Source organism: Pseudomonas sp. ACN8 (assembly GCF_002303925.1).
GTDB lineage: Bacteria > Pseudomonadota > Gammaproteobacteria > Pseudomonadales > Pseudomonadaceae > Aquipseudomonas.
This window is the reverse complement of the sequence record NZ_MRCS01000021.1, coordinates 65,813-90,708: the sequence shown is the minus strand read 5'-3', so window position 1 is coordinate 90,708 and position 24,896 is coordinate 65,813. Positions and strand designations below refer to the sequence as shown.

27 protein-coding genes are annotated in these 24,896 nt (G+C 60.1%); 20 read left to right on the top strand and 7 right to left on the bottom strand.

Features of this window, described 5'->3' with window-relative positions; all coding sequences use genetic code 11:
- Window positions 1–3: 3 nt before the first annotated feature.
- Window positions 4–972: an L-arabinose ABC transporter permease AraH gene (gene araH, locus BSF44_RS14065; RefSeq protein ID WP_095944016.1), complete on the top strand. Its 969-nt coding sequence runs from the start codon at window positions 4–6 to the stop codon at window positions 970–972.
- 129 nt (window positions 973–1,101) lie between these two features.
- Here araH and BSF44_RS14060 read toward each other — a convergent pair whose 3' ends face one another.
- The 3 genes from BSF44_RS14060 to BSF44_RS14050 all read right to left on the bottom strand — a co-directional run bounded on the left by BSF44_RS14060 (window position 1,102) and on the right by BSF44_RS14050 (window position 3,111).
- Window positions 1,102–1,482 carry a Rho termination factor N-terminal domain-containing protein gene (locus BSF44_RS14060; RefSeq protein ID WP_095944002.1) on the bottom strand — a complete coding sequence of 127 codons (381 nt, stop codon included), beginning with the start codon at window positions 1,480–1,482 and terminating at the stop codon, window positions 1,102–1,104.
- A gap of 19 nt (window positions 1,483–1,501) precedes the next feature.
- Window positions 1,502–1,825 carry a hypothetical protein gene (locus tag BSF44_RS14055; protein ID WP_095944001.1) on the bottom strand — a complete coding sequence of 108 codons (324 nt, stop codon included), beginning with the start codon at window positions 1,823–1,825 and terminating at the stop codon, window positions 1,502–1,504.
- 80 nt (window positions 1,826–1,905) lie between these two features.
- Window positions 1,906–3,111, bottom strand: a complete 1,206-nt coding sequence (locus tag BSF44_RS14050; RefSeq protein ID WP_095944000.1) for an MFS transporter — start codon at window positions 3,109–3,111, stop codon at window positions 1,906–1,908.
- 174 nt (window positions 3,112–3,285) lie between these two features.
- Here BSF44_RS14050 and BSF44_RS14045 point away from each other — a divergent pair, with 174 nt between their 5' ends.
- The 6 genes from BSF44_RS14045 (at window position 3,286) to BSF44_RS14020 (ending at window position 9,106) form a co-directional block, all read left to right on the top strand.
- Window positions 3,286–3,768 carry a GNAT family N-acetyltransferase gene (locus BSF44_RS14045; protein ID WP_095943999.1) on the top strand — a complete coding sequence of 161 codons (483 nt, stop codon included), beginning with the start codon at window positions 3,286–3,288 and terminating at the stop codon, window positions 3,766–3,768.
- Between the two features lie 147 nt (window positions 3,769–3,915).
- On the top strand, window positions 3,916–4,908 hold the full coding sequence (locus BSF44_RS14040; protein ID WP_095943998.1) for a 2-dehydro-3-deoxygalactonokinase: 993 nt from the start codon (window positions 3,916–3,918) through the stop codon (window positions 4,906–4,908).
- Window positions 4,909–4,927: 19 nt separating this feature from the next.
- A complete protein-coding gene (locus tag BSF44_RS14035; RefSeq protein WP_095943997.1) occupies window positions 4,928–5,548 on the top strand; it encodes a 2-dehydro-3-deoxy-6-phosphogalactonate aldolase in 621 nt (206 codons plus the stop codon).
- 48 nt (window positions 5,549–5,596) lie between these two features.
- The gene (gene dgoD, locus BSF44_RS14030) at window positions 5,597–6,745 is read left to right on the top strand and encodes a galactonate dehydratase (protein WP_008047041.1); all 1,149 of its coding nucleotides are present in this window, start codon (window positions 5,597–5,599) and stop codon (window positions 6,743–6,745) included.
- Window positions 6,746–6,931: 186 nt separating this feature from the next.
- Window positions 6,932–8,242, top strand: a complete 1,311-nt coding sequence (locus BSF44_RS14025) for an MFS transporter (RefSeq protein WP_095943996.1) — start codon at window positions 6,932–6,934, stop codon at window positions 8,240–8,242.
- Between the two features lie 60 nt (window positions 8,243–8,302).
- On the top strand, window positions 8,303–9,106 hold the full coding sequence (locus tag BSF44_RS14020) for an IclR family transcriptional regulator (RefSeq protein WP_095943995.1): 804 nt from the start codon (window positions 8,303–8,305) through the stop codon (window positions 9,104–9,106).
- Window positions 9,107–9,283: 177 nt separating this feature from the next.
- Here the strand turns inward: BSF44_RS14020 and BSF44_RS14015 are convergent, their stop codons facing one another.
- A complete protein-coding gene (locus tag BSF44_RS14015; RefSeq protein WP_095943994.1) occupies window positions 9,284–10,948 on the bottom strand; it encodes an electron transfer flavoprotein-ubiquinone oxidoreductase in 1,665 nt (554 codons plus the stop codon).
- 548 nt (window positions 10,949–11,496) lie between these two features.
- On the opposite strand from BSF44_RS14015, the gene BSF44_RS14010 reads away from it, so the two are divergent.
- The 10 genes from BSF44_RS14010 (at window position 11,497) to BSF44_RS13965 (ending at window position 21,147) form a co-directional block, all read left to right on the top strand.
- Entirely contained in the window at window positions 11,497–12,246 is a 750-nt protein-coding gene (locus BSF44_RS14010) for an electron transfer flavoprotein subunit beta/FixA family protein (protein WP_007987229.1), read from the top strand.
- A complete protein-coding gene (locus BSF44_RS14005; RefSeq protein ID WP_095943993.1) occupies window positions 12,247–13,176 on the top strand; it encodes an electron transfer flavoprotein subunit alpha/FixB family protein in 930 nt (309 codons plus the stop codon).
- Window positions 13,177–13,375: 199 nt separating this feature from the next.
- Entirely contained in the window at window positions 13,376–14,215 is an 840-nt protein-coding gene (locus tag BSF44_RS14000; protein WP_095943992.1) for an ABC transporter substrate-binding protein, read from the top strand.
- A 9-nt stretch (window positions 14,216–14,224) separates the two neighbouring features.
- Window positions 14,225–14,581: a DUF4398 domain-containing protein gene (locus tag BSF44_RS13995; protein WP_095943991.1), complete on the top strand. Its 357-nt coding sequence runs from the start codon at window positions 14,225–14,227 to the stop codon at window positions 14,579–14,581.
- Entirely contained in the window at window positions 14,578–15,390 is an 813-nt protein-coding gene (locus BSF44_RS13990) for an OmpA family protein (protein ID WP_095943990.1), read from the top strand. Before BSF44_RS13995 ends, BSF44_RS13990 begins: the two co-directional genes overlap by 4 nt.
- A 201-nt stretch (window positions 15,391–15,591) precedes the next feature.
- A complete protein-coding gene (locus BSF44_RS13985) occupies window positions 15,592–17,031 on the top strand; it encodes a PLP-dependent aminotransferase family protein (RefSeq protein WP_008050371.1) in 1,440 nt (479 codons plus the stop codon).
- 80 nt (window positions 17,032–17,111) lie between these two features.
- Complete coding sequence (locus tag BSF44_RS13980) at window positions 17,112–17,591, top strand: translation initiation factor 2 (protein ID WP_095943989.1); 480 nt, start codon at window positions 17,112–17,114, stop codon at window positions 17,589–17,591.
- 167 nt (window positions 17,592–17,758) lie between these two features.
- A complete protein-coding gene (locus BSF44_RS13975; RefSeq protein WP_095943988.1) occupies window positions 17,759–18,013 on the top strand; it encodes a YkgJ family cysteine cluster protein in 255 nt (84 codons plus the stop codon).
- A gap of 96 nt (window positions 18,014–18,109) precedes the next feature.
- The gene (locus BSF44_RS13970; protein ID WP_095943987.1) at window positions 18,110–18,715 is read left to right on the top strand and encodes an START domain-containing protein; all 606 of its coding nucleotides are present in this window, start codon (window positions 18,110–18,112) and stop codon (window positions 18,713–18,715) included.
- Between the two features lie 338 nt (window positions 18,716–19,053).
- Entirely contained in the window at window positions 19,054–21,147 is a 2,094-nt protein-coding gene (locus BSF44_RS13965; protein ID WP_095943986.1) for an LTA synthase family protein, read from the top strand.
- Between the two features lie 58 nt (window positions 21,148–21,205).
- On the opposite strand, the gene BSF44_RS13960 is transcribed toward BSF44_RS13965, so the two are convergent.
- Complete coding sequence (locus BSF44_RS13960) at window positions 21,206–21,364, bottom strand: DUF3309 family protein (RefSeq protein WP_172435350.1); 159 nt, start codon at window positions 21,362–21,364, stop codon at window positions 21,206–21,208.
- Between the two features lie 278 nt (window positions 21,365–21,642).
- On the opposite strand from BSF44_RS13960, the gene BSF44_RS13955 reads away from it, so the two are divergent.
- The 3 genes from BSF44_RS13955 to csrA all read left to right on the top strand — a co-directional run bounded on the left by BSF44_RS13955 (window position 21,643) and on the right by csrA (window position 23,195).
- Window positions 21,643–22,458: an SDR family oxidoreductase gene (locus BSF44_RS13955; protein ID WP_095943985.1), complete on the top strand. Its 816-nt coding sequence runs from the start codon at window positions 21,643–21,645 to the stop codon at window positions 22,456–22,458.
- 64 nt (window positions 22,459–22,522) lie between these two features.
- Window positions 22,523–22,855: a YnfA family protein gene (locus BSF44_RS13950; RefSeq protein ID WP_095943984.1), complete on the top strand. Its 333-nt coding sequence runs from the start codon at window positions 22,523–22,525 to the stop codon at window positions 22,853–22,855.
- Between the two features lie 154 nt (window positions 22,856–23,009).
- On the top strand, window positions 23,010–23,195 hold the full coding sequence (csrA, locus tag BSF44_RS13945) for a carbon storage regulator CsrA (protein WP_095943983.1): 186 nt from the start codon (window positions 23,010–23,012) through the stop codon (window positions 23,193–23,195).
- A gap of 5 nt (window positions 23,196–23,200) precedes the next feature.
- Here csrA and BSF44_RS13940 read toward each other — a convergent pair whose 3' ends face one another.
- Window positions 23,201–23,428, bottom strand: a complete 228-nt coding sequence (locus BSF44_RS13940) for a YheU family protein (protein ID WP_056727184.1) — start codon at window positions 23,426–23,428, stop codon at window positions 23,201–23,203.
- Between the two features lie 197 nt (window positions 23,429–23,625).
- Window positions 23,626–24,816, bottom strand: a complete 1,191-nt coding sequence (locus BSF44_RS13935) for an osmoprotectant NAGGN system M42 family peptidase (protein WP_095943982.1) — start codon at window positions 24,814–24,816, stop codon at window positions 23,626–23,628.
- Between the last annotated feature and the right edge of the window lie 80 nt (window positions 24,817–24,896).

The window sequence follows — 24,896 nt, the reverse complement described above, 5'->3', positions numbered from 1 at the left end:
ATGATGACAACCCAAAACAACACCCTGCCAACCACACGCAAACCGCTGGACCTGCGACGCTTCCTCGATGACTGGGTGATGCTGCTGGCGGCGGTCGGCATCTTTGTCGCCTGCACCTTGCTGATCGATAACTTCCTGTCACCGCTGAACATGCGTGGCCTGGGCCTGGCGATTTCCACCACCGGGATCGCGGCGTGCACCATGTTGTATTGCCTGGCGTCGGGGCATTTCGACTTGTCGGTGGGCTCGGTGATTGCCTGCGCCGGGGTAGTCGCGGCGGTGGTGATGCGCGACACCGACAGCGTGTTCCTCGGAGTCTGTGCGGCGCTGGTAATGGGCCTGATCGTCGGGCTGATCAACGGGATAGTGATCGCCAAGCTGCGGGTCAATGCACTGATCACCACGCTGGCGACCATGCAGATCGTGCGCGGCCTGGCCTACATCTTCGCCAACGGTAAAGCGGTGGGAGTGTCCCAGGAATCGTTCTTCGTGTTCGGTAACGGCCAGCTGTTTGGTGTGCCGGTGCCGATCCTGATCACCATCGTCTGCTTCCTGTTCTTCGGCTGGCTGCTGAATTACACCACCTACGGGCGCAACACCATGGCCATCGGCGGCAACCAGGAAGCGGCACTGCTGGCTGGTGTGAATGTCGATCGGACCAAGATCATCATCTTCGCCGTGCACGGTGTGATCGGTGCATTGGCCGGGGTGATCCTGGCATCACGCATGACCTCCGGCCAGCCCATGATCGGCCAGGGTTTCGAGCTGACCGTGATCTCGGCCTGTGTGTTGGGCGGGGTATCGTTGAGCGGCGGGATTGGCATGATCCGGCATGTGATCGCCGGGGTGTTGATTCTGGCGATCATCGAGAATGCGATGAACCTGAAGAACATCGATACGTTTTATCAGTATGTGATCCGGGGTTCGATTCTGCTTCTGGCCGTCGTGATTGACCGTCTGAAGCAGCGCTGACACCCATTACACTTGTGGAAGCGAGCAAGCTCGCTCCCACAATTGACCGGGTTGGTCAGGCGAACGCGGTCCCCTGTGGGAGCGAGCCTGCTCGTGATTGGGCCTCAACGTTCAATACATAAGCAGGCCCTAGCTCGCCTTGCGCAACGCCTCGATCAGCTCTTGCTTGCGCATCGAGGACCGCCCGGGAATATCCTTTGCCCTGGCTTCCTTCCTCAAGCTATCGACTGTTTGAGTCTCTCGCGAAGCCTTGCTGCTACGTGAGTTTCCTTTACGGCTTGCCACCGCCCGACGCGCCGATTCCTTGCGATCTGCCGATTTTGCACTGGCGGGTTTCTTGCGCCCCGAACCGCCGGCCCGTTCGCCGCCACCGGACTGTTTGTTCACCGTCGCCCAGGCGCGGGCTTCGGCTTCGTCCTTTGAGACGCCTTTGTTTTCGTAACTGTCTTCGATGTGTTGCGCCTTGCGCTTTTGCTCGGCGGTGTATTTGGTTTTGCTTCCACGAGGCATGGGATTTCTCCTGGCTTCATTATTGGCTCATGTTGCTTTCCTCGTCCTCGGTGGTGCTTGAACCGACGCCGCCACTGCCGGGCGTTTTTTTGTCCGGCAGGTTCGTCCCATCCTGACGTCCCGCGTCATTGCCTTTAACCCGTGGGTCGGTGCCGGTGGCGGGCGGCAGGTTATGGTCGATCGTCGTGCCATCGGTGTTCATACCGGGGGCACTCTGGATGGCGGGGGCCCTGGGTTTTTCCACCGGATTGGTCGGGCCGGTGCTCGAACCGATGGTCCCGGCGAAGGAGGCTGCGGACAAAAGCCCAGTGAGAACGAGGGCGGTCAACCTGGACAGAATCATGGGGTGTCTCCAACGAGTAGAGTCCTTACCTGATTAGTCCGCCCTCGATCCGTATGGGTGCAGTGTTGGCGACGAACGGCTCAGGCCTGCTCCAGTGCCCTGATCGCCGTGGCTCTACGCCAGATCAACCGGCCCACGGTGATCAGCCAGTTGAGCGAGGCAACTACCAGCACCGTGAGCAACAGCGTGGCCATGCCTTGCTCGACGATGATTTTCCCGGCCAGCAATGGAAAGCCGAATACGCCGATGAAGTACGACAGACTGAACAGCAGCAAGGATTGTGCGGTAGTGCCGTTCGGCGCTTCATTGGCGGCCAGGCCGTTGATCACCGAGTACGTCAGGCCGTAACCGATCCCGAGCACCGCCGCCGCGAGCACGTAGCTGAAGCTGCTGTCGACGACAAAACCGAACATCACGATCGACGCCAGCATCAGCCCCGAAAGCAGGCACGACGCACGGAACGGATCGCGCTTGACCACGAAACCGGCAACCAGCATGCGGCCGCTGATCGCCGCGCCCATGAAACCGAGGAAGAACAGCGAATAGTCGAGTGAGTGCGCCGCCGCGTAACTGGTTTGAAAACTCGACAGGCCACCGAATACGCAGCCGCCGAGACCGACCATGATGATCGGGAACACCGCCCTGGACGACAGCACCTGACCCGCTGCACGCCAGGAAATCCGCGACACACTGCCGGATTGCGCGGGCGCTTGTTTCAGTTGTCGATCCAGGCGCCAGAACAGCAATACGCCGATCAGGCTGGCCAGCGCCGCCAGGTAAAGCGCCGCCGTCACCGGATAACCGAGCGCACTCGCCGCGCGGCCGAGCAACGGGCCGCTGCCGATCCCGGTCATCATGCTGCCCGACAGCAAGGCGAAGTATTTGGCGCGCTGCGCGGGTGTCACAAGACTTGCCACGATGATCGGCCCCAGGGTGTAGAACACGCCCCAGCCCAGGCCCAGCAGCAGCCCGAAAAACAATAGCAGGTGACCGAAGCCCGGGGTCAGGGCGAAGCCCAGGCTGGCCACCACCAGCAATACACCGAACAGCGCCACCGAGCGGGCGGCACCGAGCAGGTCGGACAAATGACCGGAAACAATCACCGCCGCAAAGGTGCTGAGCATCGCCGCCGAAATCACACTACCGGCATCGTGTTCGTTACCGCCGCGCGAGCCGATCAGTAATGAGAGCAAAAACGTCGAACCGTAGGACAACGACAACAGGTAACTGGCGAGGCAAAACAGGCCGAACAGCTTGCTTGAAACTGGAGGTGTTGCGGTAGACATGACGCAGTTCCTTGACCGGCTAAATGAGCTGTGCGGCTATCTAACCACGCAGTGACCGAATGTCAGGTCCGAGGTTATCGATTCCAGGGTTAGTGTTGGCCGGAGTAAAGCTCCCTCGCCACAGGCTACGCGCCGACTTAGTATGGTGTTTTCAACTTTTGACAAGGCACGTCCATGACGATCGAAATCCGCCCGGCGACCCCCAGTGACGCACCGCAAATCCTCGCGTTCATCACTGAACTGGCCGACTACGAACGTGCCCGCCATGAAGTCATCGCCAGTGTTGCCGATATCGAGCGCAGCCTGTTCAGCGAAGGTGCCACCGCCCATGGCCTGATCTGCCTGCGCGACGGTGCGCCCATCGGTTTCGCGGTGTTCTTCTTCAGCTATTCCACCTGGCTTGGCAGCAACTGCCTGTACCTCGAAGACCTCTACATCACCCCGCAACAGCGCGGCGGCGGTGCGGGCAAGACCCTGCTGCGGCACCTGGCGAAAATCGCCTGCGCCAATGATTGCGGGCGGTTCGAGTGGAGCGTGCTGGAGTGGAATACGCCGGCCATCGACTTCTACAAATCCCTCGGGGCGCAGCCGCAGGAAGAGTGGGTTCGGTATCGGATGGATGGAGCGGTGTTGCGGGATTTCGCAGCGGGTAACTGATCGCCTTTAAAAGATCGCAGTCTTCGGACTGCGATCTTTTTTTGTCTCGTCTCACAATATGGGATTGATATTTATATATTGAGATTTTACAGCGCCAGGGTTTATAGTCGCGATCACTCACTGCCAAAAACCAAAACAGGTGAAGCGATGCAGGCGCAATTGATCGCGCTCGACTGGGGGACAACCTCATTACGTGCTTACAAACTGGCTGAAGGCGGGCAAGTGCTCGAACAGCGTTCGCTGTCGTCGGGGATCATGCAGCTGCCGAAAGCGCCGCGAATCATTGGCGGCCGGGAATGCACCGATGGTTTCGAACTGGCCTTCGATGAGGCTTGCGGCGACTGGCTCAATGCCCAGCCGAATTTGCCGGTGATTGCCTGCGGCATGGTCGGCAGCGCCCAGGGCTGGAGCGAAGCGGCCTACCGCGACACGCCGGCGAACGTCGCCACGCTCGGTACTTCCTTGCAAACCGTGCGCAGCCTGCGCGGCGTCGATGTGCACATCGTGCCCGGCGTCATCGAGCGCTCGCCTTTGCCGAACGTGATGCGCGGCGAAGAAACCCAGGTGCTCGGCGTGCTGCAAAACCTGGCGAGCGAGGCGGGCGCTGATCTGCTGATCGGCCTGCCGGGCAGCCATTCGAAATGGGTGGAAGTGGCCGACGGCTGCATCATGCATTTCGACACTTTCATGACCGGCGAAGTCTTCGCTGTGCTCAGTCAACACAGCATTCTCGGACGCACCCAGCAACGTGGCGCGTCTTTCGATGGCGATGCGTTTGATCGCGGCGTGAAGGTCGCGTTGTCGGCGGACGCTGAAATCGGTCCGCTTTCGACCCTGTTCAGCGCCCGCAGTCTCGGGCTGACCGGCGAGTTGAGCGCCACCGCCCAGGCGGACTATCTGTCCGGCCTGCTGATCGGCCACGAGCTGGTGGCGCTGGCCAGCGTGCAGCGGCGCCGACGCAACAGCGTGCATCTGCCTTCGATCATCCTCATCGGCAACACCCAACTCTGTGCCCGCTACTGCCGTGCGCTCGACGCCTGCGGTTTTGCCCGGGTGACCCTGGCCGAACAGGCCACCGAAAGCGGGTTGTGGCAACTGGCGCTGGCTGCCGGCCTGGTCACGCGCACCGCATCCCGTTAAACCTGACTGGAGTCCTGACATGCTCAAACAAGCCCTGGCGCAAAACGGACTGATCGCGATCCTGCGCGGCCTGCGCCCACAGGAAGCGGCGGCCATCGGCGAAGTCCTGTACGCCGCCGGATTTCGCGTCATCGAAGTGCCGCTCAATTCCCCTGAGCCGTACGAAAGTATCCGCATCCTGCGCAGTACCTTGCCCGCCGATTGCCTGATCGGTGCCGGCACAGTGTTGACGCCGAAGCAGGTTGAGCAAGTGAAAGCCGCGGGCGGCCAGGTGATCGTCATGCCCCATGGCGATCCGAAGGTCTTGCGCGCGGCGAAAGCGGCGGGGCTGTACCTGTCGCCGGGTGTCGCCACGCCGACCGAAGCCTTCGCGGCACTGGCTGAAGGCGCCGATGTGCTGAAGCTGTTCCCGGCCGAGCAGATGGGCCCGGCGGTCGTCAAAGCCTGGCTCGCCGTGCTGCCGGCGGGAACGATTCTGGCGCCGGTCGGCGGCATCACGCCGGACAACATGCAAGTGTTCATCGACGCCGGCGTCAAAGGTTTCGGCCTCGGTTCCGGTCTGTTCAAACCGGGCATGACGCCTGCGCAAGTGGCAGCCAATGCCAAGGCCTACGTCGCTGCCTGGAAAGCCCTTCGATAAGACTTCTTTGAGCGCCGAGCGCGCTGCATCTAATAAGAGAGCCAAAAGATGAAAATTACCAAACTGACCACCTTCATCGTTCCGCCGCGCTGGTGCTTCCTCAAGGTCGAAACCGACGAGGGCGTGACCGGTTGGGGCGAGCCTGTGGTTGAAGGTCGCGCCCACACCGTTGCCGCGGCCGTTGAAGAGTTGTCCGATTACCTGATCGGCAAAGACCCACGCAACATCGAAGACATCTGGACCGTGCTGTACCGAGGTGGCTTCTACCGTGGCGGCGCAATCCACATGAGCGCCCTGGCCGGTATCGACCAGGCCTTGTGGGACATCAAGGGCAAGGCGCTGGGCGTATCGGTCAGCGATCTGTTGGGTGGTCAGGTGCGGGACAAGATCCGTGTGTATTCGTGGATCGGCGGCGACCGTCCGGCGGACACCGCGCGTGCGGCCAAAGAAGCGGTCGAGCGTGGTTTCACCGCAGTGAAAATGAACGGCACCGAAGAGCTGCAATTTCTCGACACTTTCGACAAGGTCGACCAGGCCCTGGCCAATGTCGCTGCCGTGCGCGATGCCGTCGGCCCGAACGTCGGCATCGGCGTGGACTTCCACGGCCGGGTGCACAAGCCCATGGCCAAGGTACTGATGAAGGAGCTCGATCCGTACAAGCTGATGTTCATCGAAGAGCCGGTGCTCAGCGAAAACTACGAAGCGCTGAAGGAACTTGCGCCGTTGACCAGCACGCCGATTGCCCTGGGTGAGCGCCTGTTCTCGCGCTGGGATTTCAAGCGTGTGCTCAGCGAGGGCTACGTCGACATCATCCAGCCGGATGCCTCCCACGCCGGCGGCATCACCGAAACCCGCAAGATCGCCAACATGGCCGAAGCCTACGACGTGGCGCTGGCGCTGCATTGTCCGCTGGGTCCGATTGCCCTGGCGGCATGCCTGCAACTGGACGCGGCCTGCTACAACGCGTTCATCCAGGAACAGAGCCTGGGCATCCATTACAACGAGAGCAACGACCTGCTCGATTATGTGAAAGATCCGCGGGTGTTCGACTACGACAAAGGCTTCGTGAAAATCCCCAACGGCCCGGGCCTGGGCATCGAGATCAACGAGGAATACGTGATCGAACGCGCCGCCATCGGCCACCGCTGGCGCAACCCGATCTGGCGCCATGCCGATGGCAGTTTTGCCGAGTGGTGAGTGCTTCCTGACTCACCACAAACCCCTGTGGGAGCCAGCCTGCTGGCGATTTGGTCGGCACATCCAGCATTTATGGTGGCTGACACTCCGCTATCGCCAGCAGGCTGGCTCCCACAGTTGATCTCCATGACTCCGGAGATCTGCATTTCACATCGACCTCAATAACCATAAGAAGAGGCACCCCTCATGCAACCGCAAACCCTCACCGGGCAGGCGTCGTTGGTGACGCCCAGCCGTAAGCGTTTTTTCATCATGGTGCTGTTGTTCATCACCGTGGTGATCAACTACCTGGACCGCAGTAACCTGTCGATTGCCGCCCCGGCATTGACCAGTGACTTGGGCATCGACCCGATCCACGTCGGTCTGATTTTCTCCGCGTTCGGCTGGACCTACGCTGCCATGCAAATCCCCGGTGGCTGGCTGGTGGATCGCGTGCCGCCACGGATTCTGTACAGCGTCGCCTTGCTGCTGTGGTCGGTGGCCACGGTGATGCTCGGCTTCGCCGCCAGCTTCATCGCGCTGTTCGTGTTGCGTATGGCTGTCGGTGCGCTGGAAGCGCCGGCGTATCCGATCAACAGCCGCGTGGTCACCACCTGGTTTCCCGAGCGCGAGCGCGCTACGGCGATTGGTTTTTACACCTCCGGGCAATTCGTCGGCCTGGCCTTCCTGACACCGGTACTGGCGTGGCTTCAGCACGAATTCGGCTGGCACATGGTGTTCGTCGCCACCGGCGCGGTGGGCATTGTGTGGGCGGTGATCTGGTACGCGGTGTATCGCGAGCCGCGGGATTTCAAAGGCGCCAATGACGCGGAAATCGATTTGATCCGCGAGGGCGGCGGGTTGGTGGATATCCAGGCCGAACAGGCCAAAGTCAAAGCCAAATTCAGCTGGACTGACCTGGGCATTGTCCTGACCAAGCGCAAACTCTGGGGCATCTACCTCGGGCAGTTCTGCCTCAATTCGACGCTTTGGTTTTTCCTGACCTGGTTCCCGACCTACCTGGTGAAATACCGCGGCATGGACTTCATCAAGTCCGGTCTGTTGGCGTCGCTGCCGTTTCTCGCCGCGTTCATCGGTGTGCTGTGTTCCGGTTTCTTCTCGGACTTTTTGATCCGTCGCGGCTGCACGGTGGGTTTCGCCCGCAAGTTGCCGATCATCAGCGGTTTGCTGATTTCCACCTCGATCATCGGCGCCAACTTTGTCGAGTCGACGCCGTTGGTGATTGCCTTCCTTGCGCTGGCATTCTTCGGCAATGGCCTGGCTTCGATCACCTGGTCGCTGGTATCGACGCTCGCCCCGGCGCGCCTGCTCGGGCTGACCGGCGGGGTGTTCAACTTCATCGGTAACCTGTCGGCGATCGCCACACCAATCGTGATCGGTTTCCTCGCGACGGGAGATTCTTTTGCCCCGGCGATCACCTACATCTCGGTGCTGGCATTGATTGGTGCACTGTCCTACATCCTGCTGGTGGGCAAGGTCGAGCGTATCAAGTTGTAGTCGTGGCACGCGGGTGACCATAATGCCGCCCGTTCACTCGCTCAACGGTAAAGGCTGGATATGCAGGAAGACGCCCCAAAAATCGCCAAGGACGCCGCACCGACCGGCACCCAGACTCTGCTTCGCGGTCTGGGTGTGGTTCATGCCGTGGCCAGCGGCGCCCGCGATCTCAAGGAAATCGCCCGGCTGATCGGCACCACGCGCAGCACCACCCATCGTCTGGCCAGTTGCCTGGTGGACGAGCGTTATCTGCGGGTGGTGCCGCAAGTCGGTTATCTGCTGGGGCCGAAACTGATCGAGTTGGGCTTTCAGGCCCGTGAAGAGCTGCCGTTGGTGACCCTGGCCGGGCCGTATCTGGATGAGTTGTCGGCATTGACCGGCGACACCATTCACCTGGCGATTCGTGAAGGCGACGAAGTGCTGTACCTGCACAAGAATCCGGGGCGCAATGGCCCGGAAATGCGTTCGCGGGTCGGCCATCGCATGCCGTTGGCGCGCACCGGGATCGGCAAGGCGCTGATGCTCGATGATTCACCGCAAGAGTGGCAGCGCCTGTACGAAGTCAGCCTGCCGGTGGGTGGGAAAAACCAGTTCTGGCCGCAGCACCCGGAGCAGTCCTGGGAGCAGTTCGAGCAGCGCATGGTCGAGTACGTGGCCGGCGGTTATGCCTTCGACCTGGAAGACAACGAACCGTCGATCCGCTGCGTAGCGGCGCCGATCCGCGATGCCAGCAAGCGCATCGTCGCCGGCATCAGCATCGCCAGTACGGTGCCTTACATGCCGCTGGAAAAAATGGCCGAGCTGATTCCCCTGATCAAAGGCGTCACTATTCGGTTGTCGGCCGAACTTGGCCTCAAGGTTTAAATACAAAACACTGTAGGAGCGAGCCTGCTCGCGATTGCGGTTTTACATTCAATACATTTGTTGACTGATACGCCGCCATCGCGAGCAGGCTCGCTCCTACAGTGGGCGGTGTTGTGGCTTGAATCGCACGCAACAAAAAGGCCCCCTTTTCGGGAGCCTTGATGTTCGCGGTTCGGCTTACATGTTCGGGTAAGTCGGGCCGCCAGCGCCTTCCGGTGTCACCCAGGTGATGTTCTGTGCAGGATCCTTGATGTCGCAGGTCTTGCAGTGAACGCAGTTCTGGGCGTTGATCTGGAAGCGCTTCTCGCCGTCTTCCTTGGTGATCACTTCGTACACGCCGGCCGGGCAGTAACGCTGTGCCGGCTCATCGTACAGCGGCAGGTTCTTGCTGATCGGGATGCTTGGGTCGGTCAGCTTCAGGTGGCACGGCTGTTCTTCTTCATGGTTGGTACCGGAGATGAACACCGAGCTCAATTTGTCGAAGCTGAGCTTGCCGTCCGGTTTCGGGTATTCGATCTTCTTGCAGTCGGCCGCGAGCTTGAGGCAAGCGTAATCCGGCTTGGTGTCGTGCAGGGTGAACGGCAGTTTGCCGCCGAAGATGTTCTGGTCGAGCCAGTTGAAACCACCACCGACGATGGCGCCGAACTTGTGGATCGCCGGGCCGAAGTTGCGGCTGGCGAACAGTTCTTCGTAGAGCCAGCTCTTCTTGAACGCGTCGACGTAAGTGGTCAGCTCTTCGGTGCCGTCCTTCTCGGCGAACAGCGCCTCGGCCACGGATTCAGCGGCGAGCATGCCGGACTTCATCGCGGTGTGGCTGCCTTTGATCTTGGCGAAGTTCAGGGTGCCGAGGTCGCAACCGATCAGCGCGCCGCCCTTGAAGACCATTTTCGGCAGCGAGTTCAGGCCGCCCTTGCTGATCGCGCGGGCACCGTAGCTGATGCGCTTGCCGCCTTCCAGGTACTGAGCAAGCACCGGGTGATGCTTGAGGCGCTGGAACTCGTCGAACGGCGACAGGTAGGTGTTGCTGTAGGACAGGTCGACGATCAGGCCAACCACCACCTGGTTGTTTTCCAGGTGATAGAGGAACGAGCCACCGGTGTTTTCGGTGCCCATGATGTCCATCGGCCAACCGGCGGTGTGCACCACCAGGCCTGGCTGGTGCTTGGCCGGGTCGACTTCCCAGATTTCTTTCAGGCCGATGCCGTAGTGCTGGGCATCAGCGTCAGTGTCCAGGTTGAAGCGCTTGATCAACTGCTTGCCGATGTGGCCGCGGCAACCTTCGGCGAACAGCGTGTACTTGCCACGCAGTTCCATGCCCGGGGTGTACAGGCCTTCCTTCGGATTGCCTTCCCGGTCGACACCCAGGTCGCCGGTGATGATCCCGCGTACCACGCCGTTCTCGTCGATCAGCGCTTCCTGTGCGGCGAAGCCCGGGTAGATTTCCACGCCCAGGTTCTCGGCCTGCTGGGCCAGCCAGCGGCACAGGTTGCCCAGGGAAATGATGTAGTTGCCTTCGTTGTGCATGGTCTTGGGCACAAAGAAGTCTGGAACTTTCTGCGCGCTTTCAGCGTTCTTCAGCACGAAGATGTCGTCGCGGGTGACGGGCGTGTTCAGCGGCGCGCCGAGTTCTTTCCAGTTCGGGAACAGTTCGTTCAGGGCCCGTGGTTCGAACACGGCACCGGACAGGATGTGAGCACCGACTTCGGAGCCTTTTTCGACCACGCAGACGCTGATTTCCTTACCGGCTTCGGCGGCCTTCTGCTTCAGACGGCAGGCGGCAGACAGGCCAGCGGGGCCGGCACCGACGATGACCACGTCGAATTCCATGTATTCGCGTTCCACAGGCTATCTCCTACTCAAGGCTCAACAGTTTTTTTTCTAATTTTGAGGTTTGGTGTCGCATCCATGAATCCCGGCGCAACGCCGGAAGAGGACAATCGATTGGCCACCTTTCCCTTTGGGTGGCGCATTATATCTACACCACTCTCAGCGTCCAATACAAACGTTTGTTTGAATTGGCTCAAAGCCAGAGAAATCAAAGTCACGCGCCTTATGAACGGCCATTTTGGCGTATTGACCGGAATAGGCGTTCCGGTCAAGATACGGGCGGTTTTGCGCTCGCCGTAGGCTGACTGTTGGTTTCAAGAGCACCTCTAAAGACAGGGCGATGGCAGTAGAGAGTGATGCGCTGCGCGGGTTTGATGTGCAGTTTACACGCCGCGATGTTGAATGACTCGTCAGTCACCACTGACGAACGGTCATCCAGATCATGAGCGATGGTCACTTGACACCTTGGCCGGCGTTTTTGGAGGTGCCCTTGCGCCCGATGAGCATCAACCGCCAGGTTCGCCTAGGCGACTTTCTTTTCACCGGAGAGTAACGAGGAATCCATGAAGGTTCTTGTAGCTGTCAAACGCGTTGTGGATTACAACGTCAAGGTTCGCGTCAAGGCGGACAATTCCGGCGTCGATCTTGCCAACGTCAAGATGTCGATGAACCCGTTCTGCGAAATCGCCGTGGAAGAAGCCGTACGCCTGAAAGAGAAGGGTGTTGCGACTGAAATCGTCGTCGTCTCCGTAGGCCCGTCCACCGCTCAAGAGCAACTGCGCACCGCGCTGGCTCTGGGTGCCGACCGCGCCATCCTCGTCGAGTCCGCCGAAGACCTGACTTCCCTGGCTGTCGCCAAACTGTTGAAGGCTGTTGTCGACAAGGAACAGCCTCAGCTGGTGATCCTTGGCAAACAGGCCATCGATAGCGACAACAACCAGACTGGCCAGATGCTCGCTGCATTGAGCGGCTACGGTCAGGGCACGTTCGCGTCCAAAGTCGAAATCAGCGGCGACAGCGTAGCTGTAACCCGTGAAATCGACGGCGGCGCGCAGACGGTTTCCCTGAAACTGCCGGCGATCGTCACCACCGACCTGCGTTTGAACGAGCCGCGCTACGCGTCTCTGCCAAACATCATGAAAGCCAAGAAGAAGCCTCTCGAAGTGCTGACTCCGGACGCTTTGGGCGTTTCCACCGCCTCCACCAACAAGACCGTGAAAGTCGAAGCGCCAGCTGCACGCAGCGCGGGTATCAAGGTCAAGTCGGTGGCTGAACTGGTCGAGAAACTGAAAAACGAAGCGAAGGTAATCTAAATGACTATCTTGGTTATTGCTGAACACGACAACAAAGTGCTGGCCCCGGCCACGCTGAATACCGTGGCTGCCGCCGTTAAAATCGGTGGTGACATCCACGTTCTGGTTGCAGGTCAGGGCGCTGGCGCTGTGGCTGAAGCCGCGGCGAAAATCGCTGGCGTGGCTAAAGTGCTGGTGGCCGACAACGCCGCCTACACTCACCAACTGCCGGAAAACGTCGCTCCGCTGGTCGCTGAGCTGGGCAAGGGCTACAGCCACATCCTGGCTGCCGCCACTTCCAACGGCAAAAACATCCTGCCGCGCGTTGCCGCTGCACTGGACGTTGACCAGATCTCCGAGATCATCTCGGTCGAAAGCGCTGACACCTTCAAGCGTCCGATCTACGCCGGTAACGCCATCGCTACCGTTCAATCGAACGCTGCAGTGAAAGTGATCACCGTGCGTGCCACCGGTTTCGACCCGGTTGTCGCTGAAGGTGGTTCCGCTGCCGTTGAAGCCGTTGCTGCTGCCCACGACGCTGGCATCTCCAGCTTCGTTGGCGAAGAACTGGCCAAGTCCGATCGTCCGGAACTGACCGCTGCCAAGATCGTCGTTTCCGGCGGCCGTGGCATGCAGAACGGCGACAACTTCAAACACCTGTACGCCCTGGCCGACAAGCTGGGCGCTGCCGTCGGAGCATCGCGCGCCGCGGTCGACGCAGGTTTCGTACCCAACGACATGCAGGTCGGTCAGACCGGCAAGATCGTTGCTCCACAGCTGTACATTGCCGTCGGTATCTCCGGCGCGATCCAGCACCTGGCCGGCATGAAAGACTCCAAAGTGATCGTTGCGATCAACAAGGACGAAGAAGCGCCGATCTTCCAGGTGGCCGATTACGGCCTGGTGGCGGACCTGTTCGAAGCCATCCCTGAGCTGGAGAAGCTGGTCTAATCCGGCTGCTTCACTTATAAAGAGCCCGGCCTTTTGGTCGGGCTTTTTTTTTGCCTTTTTCCCCTGTAGGAGCGAGCCTGCTCGCGATGGACGTCAACGATGACGCGGGGATCCTGGATACACGCGGTGCATTTGAGACCATCGCGAGCAAGCTCGCTCCTACAGAGGGCATAACCGGGTTTGAGTGGAGTGAATTGCCATGGATCTGCGACTTGCGTGGAGCTTACTGGGATTGGCGTTATTGCCGACGCTGTCTGTCGCCGCAGGCAAATGCGAACGCCTGGTGGTCACCGGCAGCCCGGACGCGCCGCCGTACCTGTGGCAAGACCCGCAAAATCCCAAACACCTGATCGGTGCCAGCGCCGATTTGCTGCGGCAAGTGGCGGGGGAGTTGGGGCTCAAGGTCGAACTGCTTTATGCCGGCAAGCGCGCCCAGGCCCTGGACGAAGTGCGCAGCGGGCGCATGGACATGCTGGTGGACGCGACGTTGACCGTCAGCGAGCTGGAAACCCTGGACTACATCCATCCACCCTTGCTGGAAAACGACTATCTGGTCTGGACTCGCAAGGACTCGACGCTGGTCTACAAAGAAGCACCAGATCTGCACGGCCATCCTGGCGCCGTGTCGGAAAAGGCCCGATTGACCGCGCAATTCAGTGCCTTTGCCGGACAGCAACTGACCCTCACGCGCACGTCCAACCTGACCCAGGCCTTTCAGAAACTGCTGTTGCGCGAGGTCGAATATGTACTGGCAGGGCGTTACTCGGGCATGGCGACTGCGCAGACACTGGGCATGGCCGCTGATCTGATCGCGCGTGCGCAACCGGTCGACAAGCCTGGCCTGTATCTGGCGATTTCCCATGACTCGGCCTGCAACGATCCGTGGTTGCGCGGACAGTTGGCCAAAAAGATGACAGAATTGCCCGCGTCCGGACTGACGGAGACCGTGCTGATGCGCAATATCGAGCGCTGGAAAGCACAACGCTCACAACCACAGCCAAGCCCCCCGCAACAACCCGTCAGTACCCCAAAACAGTAAGGATATTTAGTGAGTATTCGACTTCTTTTCGCTGCCGTGGCCTTTGCCGCCCTGGCGGGTTGTGCAACCGATCCTGCGCCGAATGAACAGTTTCGCCTGACCGAACAGGCACTCGAACAGGCCAAAGCCGTGGGCGCCACGGCAGACGATGTGCCGGAAATGAAGCTGGCCGAAGACAAGTTCAACCGTGCCAAGGGCAACATGACCGATCAATCCTTCAAAAACGCACGCATGCGGGCCGAACAGGCCGAACTCGATGCGCGCCTGGCTGAAGCCAAGGTGTTGACGGCCAAGAGCGAGGAACAGTTGAATGTGCTCAACACCCGCATCGCCCGCCTGCGCAAGCAACTGGGAGATGCCCAATGAGCCTCAAGAGCAAAGCCCTCGGCGGTTTGATTCTGGCAGGCTGCGCGAGCCTCTTTGGCTGCGCCAGCCAGCATAGCGAGTCCGCGTTGCAGCAGGCCGGTGCCGACTTTCAGAAGGTCAAGGAAGACTCCAATGTACTGCGAATCGCCCCCAAGGACGTGATTCGCGCCGGTGAATCCCTGGCCCGTGCCGATCGCCTGTCCAGCTATTGGGGCAGCGGTTCGGACGTGGTGCATTACGCCTACCTGAGCCAGCGCTATAGCGCCATTGCCCGGGAACACACCAATCAGGTGCTCAACGAAGAGCAGGCGGCGAAGCTCGAACTGGAACGGCAGCGTCTGCAACTGGCACTGCGTGAATCCAAACTGTTCAGCGTGCAGCAGCAAGGCAAATGGCTCGAGGAGCAGATCCTGGCATTGACCACCAGCCAGACCGACCGTGGGCTGGTGATGACATTGGGCGACATGCTGTTCGACACGGGCGAAGCGGAATTGAAACCGTCGGCCAACCGTGTGGTGTTGAAGATCGTGCAGTTCCTGCAACTCAACCCCAAGCGGGTGGTGCGGATCGAAGGTTATACGGACAGTACCGGGGGCAAGCAGGAAAACCTCAAGCTGTCCCGCGACCGCGCACAATCGGTGGCTGACGTGCTGATCGACCTGGGTATCGACGACAAGCGCATCCAGGTCGAGGGTTATGGCGACGAGTATCCGGTGGACGCGAATGCGTCGGAACGGGGCCGGGCGCAGAATCGTCGGGTGGAAATTGTGTTTTCCGACGAGAAGGGCCAGCTCGGCGCCGCCCGCTAGGGGTTGCGTCGCTGGAAAGCCCGGCCTGCCATGCAGCGCCGGGTTTTTTTACGCCTGCCGATTACCGCACAAAACAGTACAGATTTTGCTGACACTGCACTGTACGGTCGACTATTGTGGCAACTGTTCCCGTACACTTCTAAACTGTTCCGGTATTGTTTCACACAAGAATAAAATGCCCGTGAAATCGAGTGCTGCGTCATGACCAACCTTTTGCTCTATCAACGTATTGCTCAACAACTGGCCGAAGACATCCGTCGTGGGGTCTATCAGCCGGGAGAGCGCGTGCCTTCGGTGCGCAAGATGAGCTCGCAGCTCAATGTCAGCCATGCGACGGTGTTGCAGGCGTATGCCAATCTCGAGGATCAGGGTCTGATCCGCGCCCGGCCGCAGTCGGGTTACTACGTGCACCAGACGCCGGCACTCACCGCGCCGACGCCGGACATCGCCCGGGTTGAACGCCCCGGCCTGGTCACCCGCAGCAGCATTATTCAGCAAGTCCTGGTCGAATCCCGTCGTGAAGGGGTGTTCCCGCTGGGCGCTGCGGTGCCGAGTGTCGACTATTTGCCGGTGCGGGCACTGCATCAGCAATTGGCCAAGGTCACCCGTTTCCATAGTCCGCGGGCCTTCAGCTACATGTTCAGCCCCGGTTTCGAGCCGTTGCGCCGACAGGTGGCGATCCGCATGCGCGATGCCGGCGTGGTGGTCGATCCGTCGGAAGTGGTGATCACCCACGGTTGTGTCGATGCGCTGCAGATGTCCTTGCGTGTGCTGACCCGTCCGGGTGATCTGATCGCGGCCGAGTCGCCGACCTATTACGGCTTGCTGCAACTGGCCGATCTGTTGGGCCTCAAGGTCATCGAGATCCCCAGCGATCCAGCCACGGGCATGAGCCTGGAAGCCCTGCAGCTGGCGGCCAACCAATGGTCGATCAAGGCGTTGGTGCTGACCACCCGACTGAGCAATCCATTGGGCGGTACCATGCCGGAGGAGCGGCAGAAACAATTGCTGCGCCTGGCGTCGGACTTCGATATCCAGATTGTCGAAGACGATATCTACGGCGAGCTGATGTTCGAGCAGGGGCGCACCAAGTCCCTCAAGGCCTATGATCGACTGGACCGGGTGATCTATTGCTCGAGTTTCTCCAAGACCCTGTCGCCTGGCGTGCGGATCGGCTGGATGATTGCCGGCAAGTACCAGCAGGAAATCCAGCGCTTGCAGACCTTCAGCACGCATTCCGCGTGCAGCGTGACCCAGATGGGCATTGCCGCGTACCTTGAAAATGGCGGGTACGACCGGCATTTGCGCTTCATCCGTCAGGAGTACCGGAAAAACCTCAGTGCCTTCCAGTTGGCCGTGCAGCAGTATTTCCCGGAAGGCACGCAGATGACCCGGCCTACCGGCGGCTTCATTCTGTGGGTCAGTTTGCCGGGGCGGGTCAACACGCAAGAGTTGCACGTGCGGGCATTGCAGCAGGGCATCAGTATCGCGCCGGGACTGATCTTCAGTAATACCGAGCAATTCAATCACTGCATCCGGCTCAACTGCGGCATCCCGTGGAACCGTGAAGCTGAGCGCGCATTGATGACCCTGGGCATGCTTGCCACCCAACTCTGCCAGGAGATGGCTGGCGGTTTGTAACGGGCTGCGACTGTGCTTGTCTTGTGGGCTGCAACAGGCGAGCATAGGCATCTCTGCCGTTTGCACCCACCGTTGGATCCATGAAACCGACTTTTCCTGCCGCCTGGCTTTTGCTCTGCCTGATTGCGAGTATTCAGCCGGCATTCGCCGTGGCCGCTACCGAGCAGGATCAGACAACCGGCAGTTTCCACGTCGCACCGATAGAAACCGCGCCTGCGAAAAAAGCCTCGGCGGGCAGTAAGCAGGCTGCGCCCGTGAAAAAGCGTCCGCCCATTGCCTCCAAATCGAAACCGGCCAGCGAGGTGGTAAAGACCGAGCTTCCATCTGCCAAACTGGATCTGAGCTTGCCCAAGGATATGGTTCAAGAGCTCAAGCCGGTCGGAACGGTGCCGTTGGTCAGGCGCGAACCGTTGTTACCCCAGATGTTCGGTGACAAAAGCGCCAACAGCGACTTCCAGCTCAACGGCCGCCTGCTCAGCAATGAAATGCAGCTGCAACTGCGAAATGAAGAGCGCCACGAGGTCGAAGGCGCGGCACTGGATTTCGAGTTCAAGCAGTAACCCCCGTCAGGATCCGCGAGCCGCAGGCCAGACGCTTTGTCGGAGACTGGCCGGTCATGCCCGTTTGCGTTGAAAAACCCGCTCACAGGTAATTTAAAACAACTGTTTAAGCGGGTACTCTGTGCCCCGTCCATTAACACATTGCTCGTCGCGAGGAGCTTGTCGTCATGAAATGCCGTGAGGGCTGTGGCGCTTGTTGCATTGCCCCTTCCATCAGTTCGCCGATTCCCGGTATGCCCAATGGCAAAGCCGCGGGGCAACGTTGCCTGCAACTTTCCTCCGATAACCTGTGCCGTATTTTCGGCCAGCCGGAGCGGCCGGCGGTGTGTTCTGCCTTCGAGGCCGACCCTGAAGTGTGTGGAAGCAGCAGCGAAGAAGCCATCCGGTTGATTGGCTGGTGGGAGCAAATGACGGCGGCGTGATGTGTGGGCTTGCACTTGCGATCACCTCCGAAAAACCTGGAAGTGATCGCAGGTGCAAGCCCAACGAACGGAACTTCAACAATAAGGAATAAGACTATGGGTTCGCTGCATCGTATGGCTGTGCTGTGTGGTTTGACGGTTGCGCTGGCTACCTCGACCGCCCAGGCCGAAGACTGGAAAGTCAAAAAGGACGAAGACGGCATCAGGATTTCCCTGAGTGAAGTGGCCGGCTCCGACTACAAGGCCTACCAGGGCGTCACGCTGATGAAGACCACCATGGCCAAGCTGCGCGCGTTGCAGGAAGACGTGCCTGGAGCCTGCGCCTGGATTCACGAATGCAAAACCCAGAAGCTGCTCAAGCACGAAGGTGACCAGAGCTGGACCTACACTCAGTTCAACACCCCTTGGCCGGTTACTCCCCGTGATTCGGTGTTGCACATCACCACTCTCGAAGGGGCCGATGGCAGCCTGACCCGCAAGCTCGAAGGCGTGCCGAAATACCTGCCTGAAGAAAAAGGCTTCGTCCGGGTCGCCAAGGTCGACGGTTTCTGGAAGTTCGTACCCAAAGGCGACCAGATCGAAGTGACCTATCAGGTGCACACCGAGCCGGGTGGCAGCGTGCCGTCGATGGTGGCCAACAAGTTCGTGGTGGATGCCCCGTTCAATACCTTGAAAGCCCTCAAGGAACGCGCCGAGAAGTAACTGTGTCGCTCTTTTGAGATGACTTCGTAACGCCCCGACTTGATCGGGGCGTTTGCGTTTTTGACCGGTGCGCAGGCTTTAATTTGTTTCCGGATATGCGTTGCACGAAATTTTCACCCAGCCTCCAAGACAATTCGCCGGCTCTCCCGCAACACGTTGCGTATGCCTGAGTGCAGGATGAAAGAGTCGGGATGAGGGTAGTTATCAATGGCAATGCTGCCGTTGATCGTGCAACATTTGCGCACCGCGCAAACCCCAAGGCCTTGTACGGGCCGAAAAGAGGGCAGGGCGCAGCTGTATTTTTGAAACTTCAACTTTCCAATGGGTCCTAAAACGACATGGCAATCCCGGACGCCCTGAGTCAGCAGCGAGCTTCTAGTCGCCTGCTGCAACCGACCGTCAAATCACATCTGGCCTACACGCTGTTGTGTGCCCTGGTCATGATGGTCATGTTCAGCCTGCTGCGCGTCGCGCTGCTGGCTTACAACCGCTCGATGATCCTCGACACGCCGGCCTCGACCTTCCTCGAGGCATTCGCCAATGGTCTGCGTTTCGACCTGCGCCTGGTGGTCTATCTCAGTATTCCGTTGCTGCTGGCCCTGTTCAGCGCCCGGGCCATGGCCGCACGCGGGCTGTTCCGTCTCTGGCTGACGGTGGTCTCCAGCATTGCGCTGTTCCTGGGCCTGATGGAGATGGACTTCTATCGTGAGTTCCACCAGCGCCTGAACGGCCTGGTCTTCCAGTACGTCAAGGAAGATCCGAAAACCGTGGCAAGCATGCTCTGGTATGGTTTTCCGGTGGTCCGTTACCTGCTGGCGTGGGCCCTGGGTACCGTGATCCTGAGCATGGCATTCAAGGGCGCCGACCGAGCGACCCGCCCTCGTGGTCCGTTCAGTGGCGGCAGCATCGGCACACGCAAGGTTGCGCCGTGGTACGCGCGTATCGCGGTATTCATGGTGTGCCTGCTGGTTTGCGTGGTCGCTGCCCGTGGCACCCTGCGCCAGGGCCCGCCGCTGCGTTGGGGTGATGTCTATACCACCGATTCGAATTTCGCTAACCAGTTGGGCCTCAACGGTACGCTGTCGCTGGTAGCCGCAGCCAAGAGCCGCATGTCCGAAGATCGCGACAATATCTGGAAGGCGACCTTGCCACAGCCACAAGCCCAGCAAGTGGTGCGTGACATGCTGGTGCTGCCGGCCGAGAAACTGGTCGATGCCGGCACTGCGGCGGTACGTCGCGATTACACCCCGCCAGCCGACAAGACCCTGCCGATCAAGAACGTCGTCGTGATCCTGATGGAAAGCATGGCTGGTCACTCGGTGGGTGCGCTGGGTGGGCCGGGCAACATCACGCCGTACCTCGACAAACTGTCGAAGGAAGGCTTGCTGTTCGACCGCTTCTTCTCCAATGGCACCCATACCCACCAGGGCATGTTCGCCACCATGGCCTGCTTCCCGAACCTGCCGGGTTTCGAATACCTGATGCAGACCCCGGAAGGCAGCCACAAGCTGTCCGGTCTGCCGCAGTTGCTCAGCGCCCGTGACTTCGACGACGTGTATGTCTACAACGGCGATTTCGCCTGGGACAACCAGTCGGGTTTCTTCAGCAACCAGGGCATGACCAACTTCATCGGCCGTAACGATTTCGTGAATCCGGTGTTCTCTGATCCGACCTGGGGCGTGTCCGACCAGGACATGTTCGACCGTGGCCTGGTCGAGCTCAAGGCACGGGAAAACGGCAAGCCGTTCTATGCCTTGCTGCAAACCCTGTCCAACCACACGCCTTACGCCTTGCCGACGCCATTGCCGGTCGAGCGCGTGACCGATCGTGGCAGCCTGAACGAACACCTGACCGCCATGCGTTACTCGGATTGGGCACTGGGCCAGTTCTTTGAAAAGGCCCGCAAAGAGCCGTACTTCAAGGAAACCCTGTTTGTCGTCGTCGGTGACCACGGTTTCGGCAACGAACAGCAGATCACCGAAATGGACCTGGGCCGCTTCAACGTGCCGATGCTGATGATTGCGCCGGGCATCCAGGAAAAGTTCGGCCAGCGTGACCACACCGTGGGCACTCAGATCGACATCGTACCGACCATCATGGGCCGCATCGGTGGCGAAGTGCGTCATCAGTGCTGGGGACGCGACCTGCTCAACCTGCCGGAAGGCGACGCCGGTATTGGTGTGATCAAGCCGTCGGGCAGCGAGCAGACCACGGCCATCCTCACCGCAGACCAGATTCTGGTCCTGCCGAAGGACAAGGACATGGCGCCGAAGTTGTATCAGTATGAATTGGGTGCCAAGCCTCGCGCCGAAGTCATTGCAGATGCGCCGCGTACCGCCGAGTTGAAACTCAAGCTCGAAGCGTTCCTGCAAACAGCGACCAAGAGCCTGCTGGACAACACCGCCGGTGTTGTTGATGGCAAGCCGGACTAAGTTGTGACGCAATGGAAAAGAGGCCCTTCACGGGCCTCTTTTTTTGCCTGGCGGATATTTATATTCGGCCGAGCAAGAGCAGGATCAACAACACCACCAATACGACGCCGATGATACCGGACGGGCCGTAACCCCAACTTCTGGAGTGCGGGAAGACCGGTAAACCACCGATCAGTAACAGGATCAGAATGATGATCAGTATTGTGCCCATGTCTATTTCCTTGTCGAAAGTGCAGTGGATTGACCCTGCCAATCAAGGTCAGCGTGAATGAAGTAAATTCGAGCTGCTTAAAAAATCCGACTCTTGTGCTTGCAGGAAAATTCCAAGTTTTTTGAAGTAATTCGAGCGAGTTCTTATTTCTATTTTTGTTGCCTTAGTTACTTCAGGCGCTCCCGCGGTTTGCTCGGGCCATTCAGCAATCTGATGGAGCGTGGGTCGGGCATTTTCCTTCGCTACACTCGGTGCATCTTCCGAGAACAACAAGGCTGTCTGCTATGCAAAATCGCATGATGATCACTGGTGCAGGCTCTGGCCTGGGTCGCGAAATCGCGCTGCGCTGGGCGCGCGAAGGCTGGCAACTGGCCTTGTCGGACGTCAGCGAGCCCGGCTTGCAGGAAACCCTCAAGCTGGTCCGCGAAGCGGGCGGCGACGGTTTTATCCAGCGCTGTGACGTGCGCGATTACAGCCAGTTGACAGCGTTCGCCCAGGCTTGCGAAGTCAAACTCGGCGGTATCGATGTCATCGTCAATAACGCAGGTGTCGCGTCTGGCGGATTTTTCAGTGAGTTGTCCCTGGAGGACTGGGACTGGCAGATCGCGATCAACCTGATGGGCGTGGTCAAGGGCTGCAAGGCGTTCCTGCCACTGCTGGAAAAAAGCAAAGGCAAGATCATCAACATCGCGTCCATGGCCGCGCTGATGCAAGGCCCGGCGATGAGCAACTACAACGTGGCCAAGGCGGGCGTGGTGGCGTTGTCCGAAAGCTTGCTGATCGAGCTGGCGCATCAGGAAGTCGGTGTGCACGTGGTGTGCCCGTCGTTCTTCCAGACCAACCTGCTGGACTCCTTCCGTGGCCCGACCCCGGCCATGAAAGCCCAGGTCGGCAAGTTGCTGGAAAGCTCGCCGATCAGCGCCGCCGACATCGCCGACTACATCTATCGGCAGGTCGCGGCAGGCGAGTTCATGATCCTGCCCCACGAACAGGGGCGCATGGCCTGGGCGATCAAGCAGAAGAACCCGCAATTGCTCTACAACGAAATGACCGCCATGGCCGACAAAATGCGCGCCAAGGCCGGGCAATCCGCAAGCTGATCTTGCCCGCGGGCGACGCTGTGGTTAGGGTGGCCGCCATCGGCCATCCTCGCGAGACGCTCGCATGCTCAATTACCTGTGGTTTTTCCTCGCCGCGCTGTTCGAAATTGCCGGTTGCTTTGCCTTCTGGATGTGGCTGCGCCAGGGTAGAAGCATGTGGTGGGTGGTGCCGGCGCTTCTGAGCCTGACCCTGTTCGCCCTGCTGCTGACCCGGATCGAAGCCACCTACGCCGGCCGCGCCTACGCCGCTTACGGTGGTATCTACATCATCGCCTCAATCGGCTGGTTGGCCGTGGTCGAGCGGATTCGTCCGCTGGGTTCGGACTGGCTCGGCGTGGCGCTGTGTGTGATCGGCGCTAGCATCATTCTGTTCGGACCGCGATTCTCCGCGTCCTGACAGATTGGCCCTACATTTGGCCGGCCTGTCAGACCTTTCCGTAAGTGGTGTGCGTCAAGGGTTGTCAGTCCGGTCTGGTTTGCTGTCGGAGCATTGTAGGCGTACGGCGGGGAGGGCATCTTCAAGGGCCAGAAATCCCTGAAGGACATTCCTCATGCTCGTACTCACTCGCGTTGTGGGCGAAAACATTTCCATCGGTGACAACATTACCGTGCGCGTTCTCGCGATCAACGGAAACAACATTCGTTTTGGCGTCGAAGCGCCTCAGGAAGTGAATGTGCACCGCTGCGAAATCTACGAACGCATCCAGAACAAACTGGCGAAGACCAAAGGGCGCTGAAGACTTCAGTCAAACAGGTGCTTGGGCACGTCGTGCTTGAGCATCAGTTGGCATTGCTCGCTTTCCGGGTCGAAGACAATCAGTGCCTGGCCCTTGGTCAGCGCTTGGCGCACGCGCAGTACGCGGGTTTCCAGGGGGGTGTCGTCACCATTGTCCGTGCCGTCGCGGGTCACGAAATCCTCGATCAGGCGAGTGAGGGTGTCGACTTGAAGTTGGTCGTGGGGGATCAGCATAGGCACCTCGGTTGGATCAATGGCGCGATGCTACGGCGATTGGGCGTGGACGGCCAGCCCGGGATTTGTGTTGTCTGGTCTGACGCTATCGCGAGCAGGCTCGCTCCCACAGTAGACCGAGTTCTTCCATGGGAATGCGGTCGAATGTGTGCGAGCCTGCTCGCGATGGCGGCATGGCTGGCGATGAAGATCCTGGATCAGCTCTCCGTCCGCTGCCCCACCAGACTGTCCACCGACGGCACCCGCGTATCGCTTTCCATCTGGGTGTCATGTTCAAGCTGATGGCTGAAACGGTCCAGTGAGCCCTTGGCCGGTTGTGCATCGCTGGCAAACACGGGCGGGCTGAGGATGTACGCACCGAGCAGGCGGCTCAGGGCGGCGAGACTGTCGATGTGGGTGCGTTCGTAACCGTGGGTGGCGTCGCAGCCGAAGGCGAGCAGGGCGGTGCGAATGTCGTGGCCGGCGGTCACCGCTGAATGGGCGTCGCTGAAGTAGTAGCGGAACAGGTCCCGGCGTGCCGGCAACTCGTTGTCGCTGGCCAGGCGCAGGAGGTGGCGCGACAGGTGATAGTCATAGGGCCCGCCGGAATCCTGCATGGCGATGCTCACCGCGTGCTCGCTGGAGTGTTGGCCAGGCGCGACTGGTGCGATGTCGATGCCGACGAATTCGCTGACGTCCCAGGGTAGTGCCGCCGCCGCGCCGCTGCCGGTTTCCTCGGTGATGGTGAACAGCGGATGGCAGTCGATCATCAGCTCTTCACCGCTGTCGACGATGGCCTTGAGCGCCGCCAGAAGTGCGGCCACCCCAGCCTTGTCGTCGAGGTGACGAGCGCTGATGTGGCCGCTTTCGGTGAACTCCGGCAGCGGGTCGAAGGCGACGAAATCGCCGACGCTGATGCCCAGCGACTCGCAGTCGGCACGGGTGGCGCAGTAGGCGTCCAGGCGCAACTCGATGTGATCCCAACTGATCGGCATCTCATCCACGGCGGTATTGAACGCGTGCCCGGAAGCCATCAGCGGCAAGACGCTGCCACGGATCACGCCATGGTCGGTAAACAGGCTGACCCGGCTGCCCTCGGCAAAGCGGCTGGACCAGCAGCCGACGGGCGCGAGGGTCAGGCGGCCGTTGTCCTTCACTGCACGCACCGCCGCGCCGATGGTGTCCAGGTGGGCGGAAACGGCGCGGTCGGGGCTGTTCTTCTTGCCCTTGAGCGTGGCGCGGATGGTGCCGCGACGGGTCAGCTCGAAGGGAATGCCCAGTTCTTCAAGGCGTTCGGCGACGTAACGCACGATGGTGTCGGTGAACCCGGTGGGGCTGGGAATGGCGAGCATCTCCAGCAGCACTTTTTGCAGATAGCCGAGGTCCGGCTCGGGGATTTTGCTGGTCATGGAGACTCCTGATTGGTTATCGCCTGTACGGCCGCCTTCGCGAGCAGGCTCGCTCCTATAGGGGGAACGCGATCAAATGT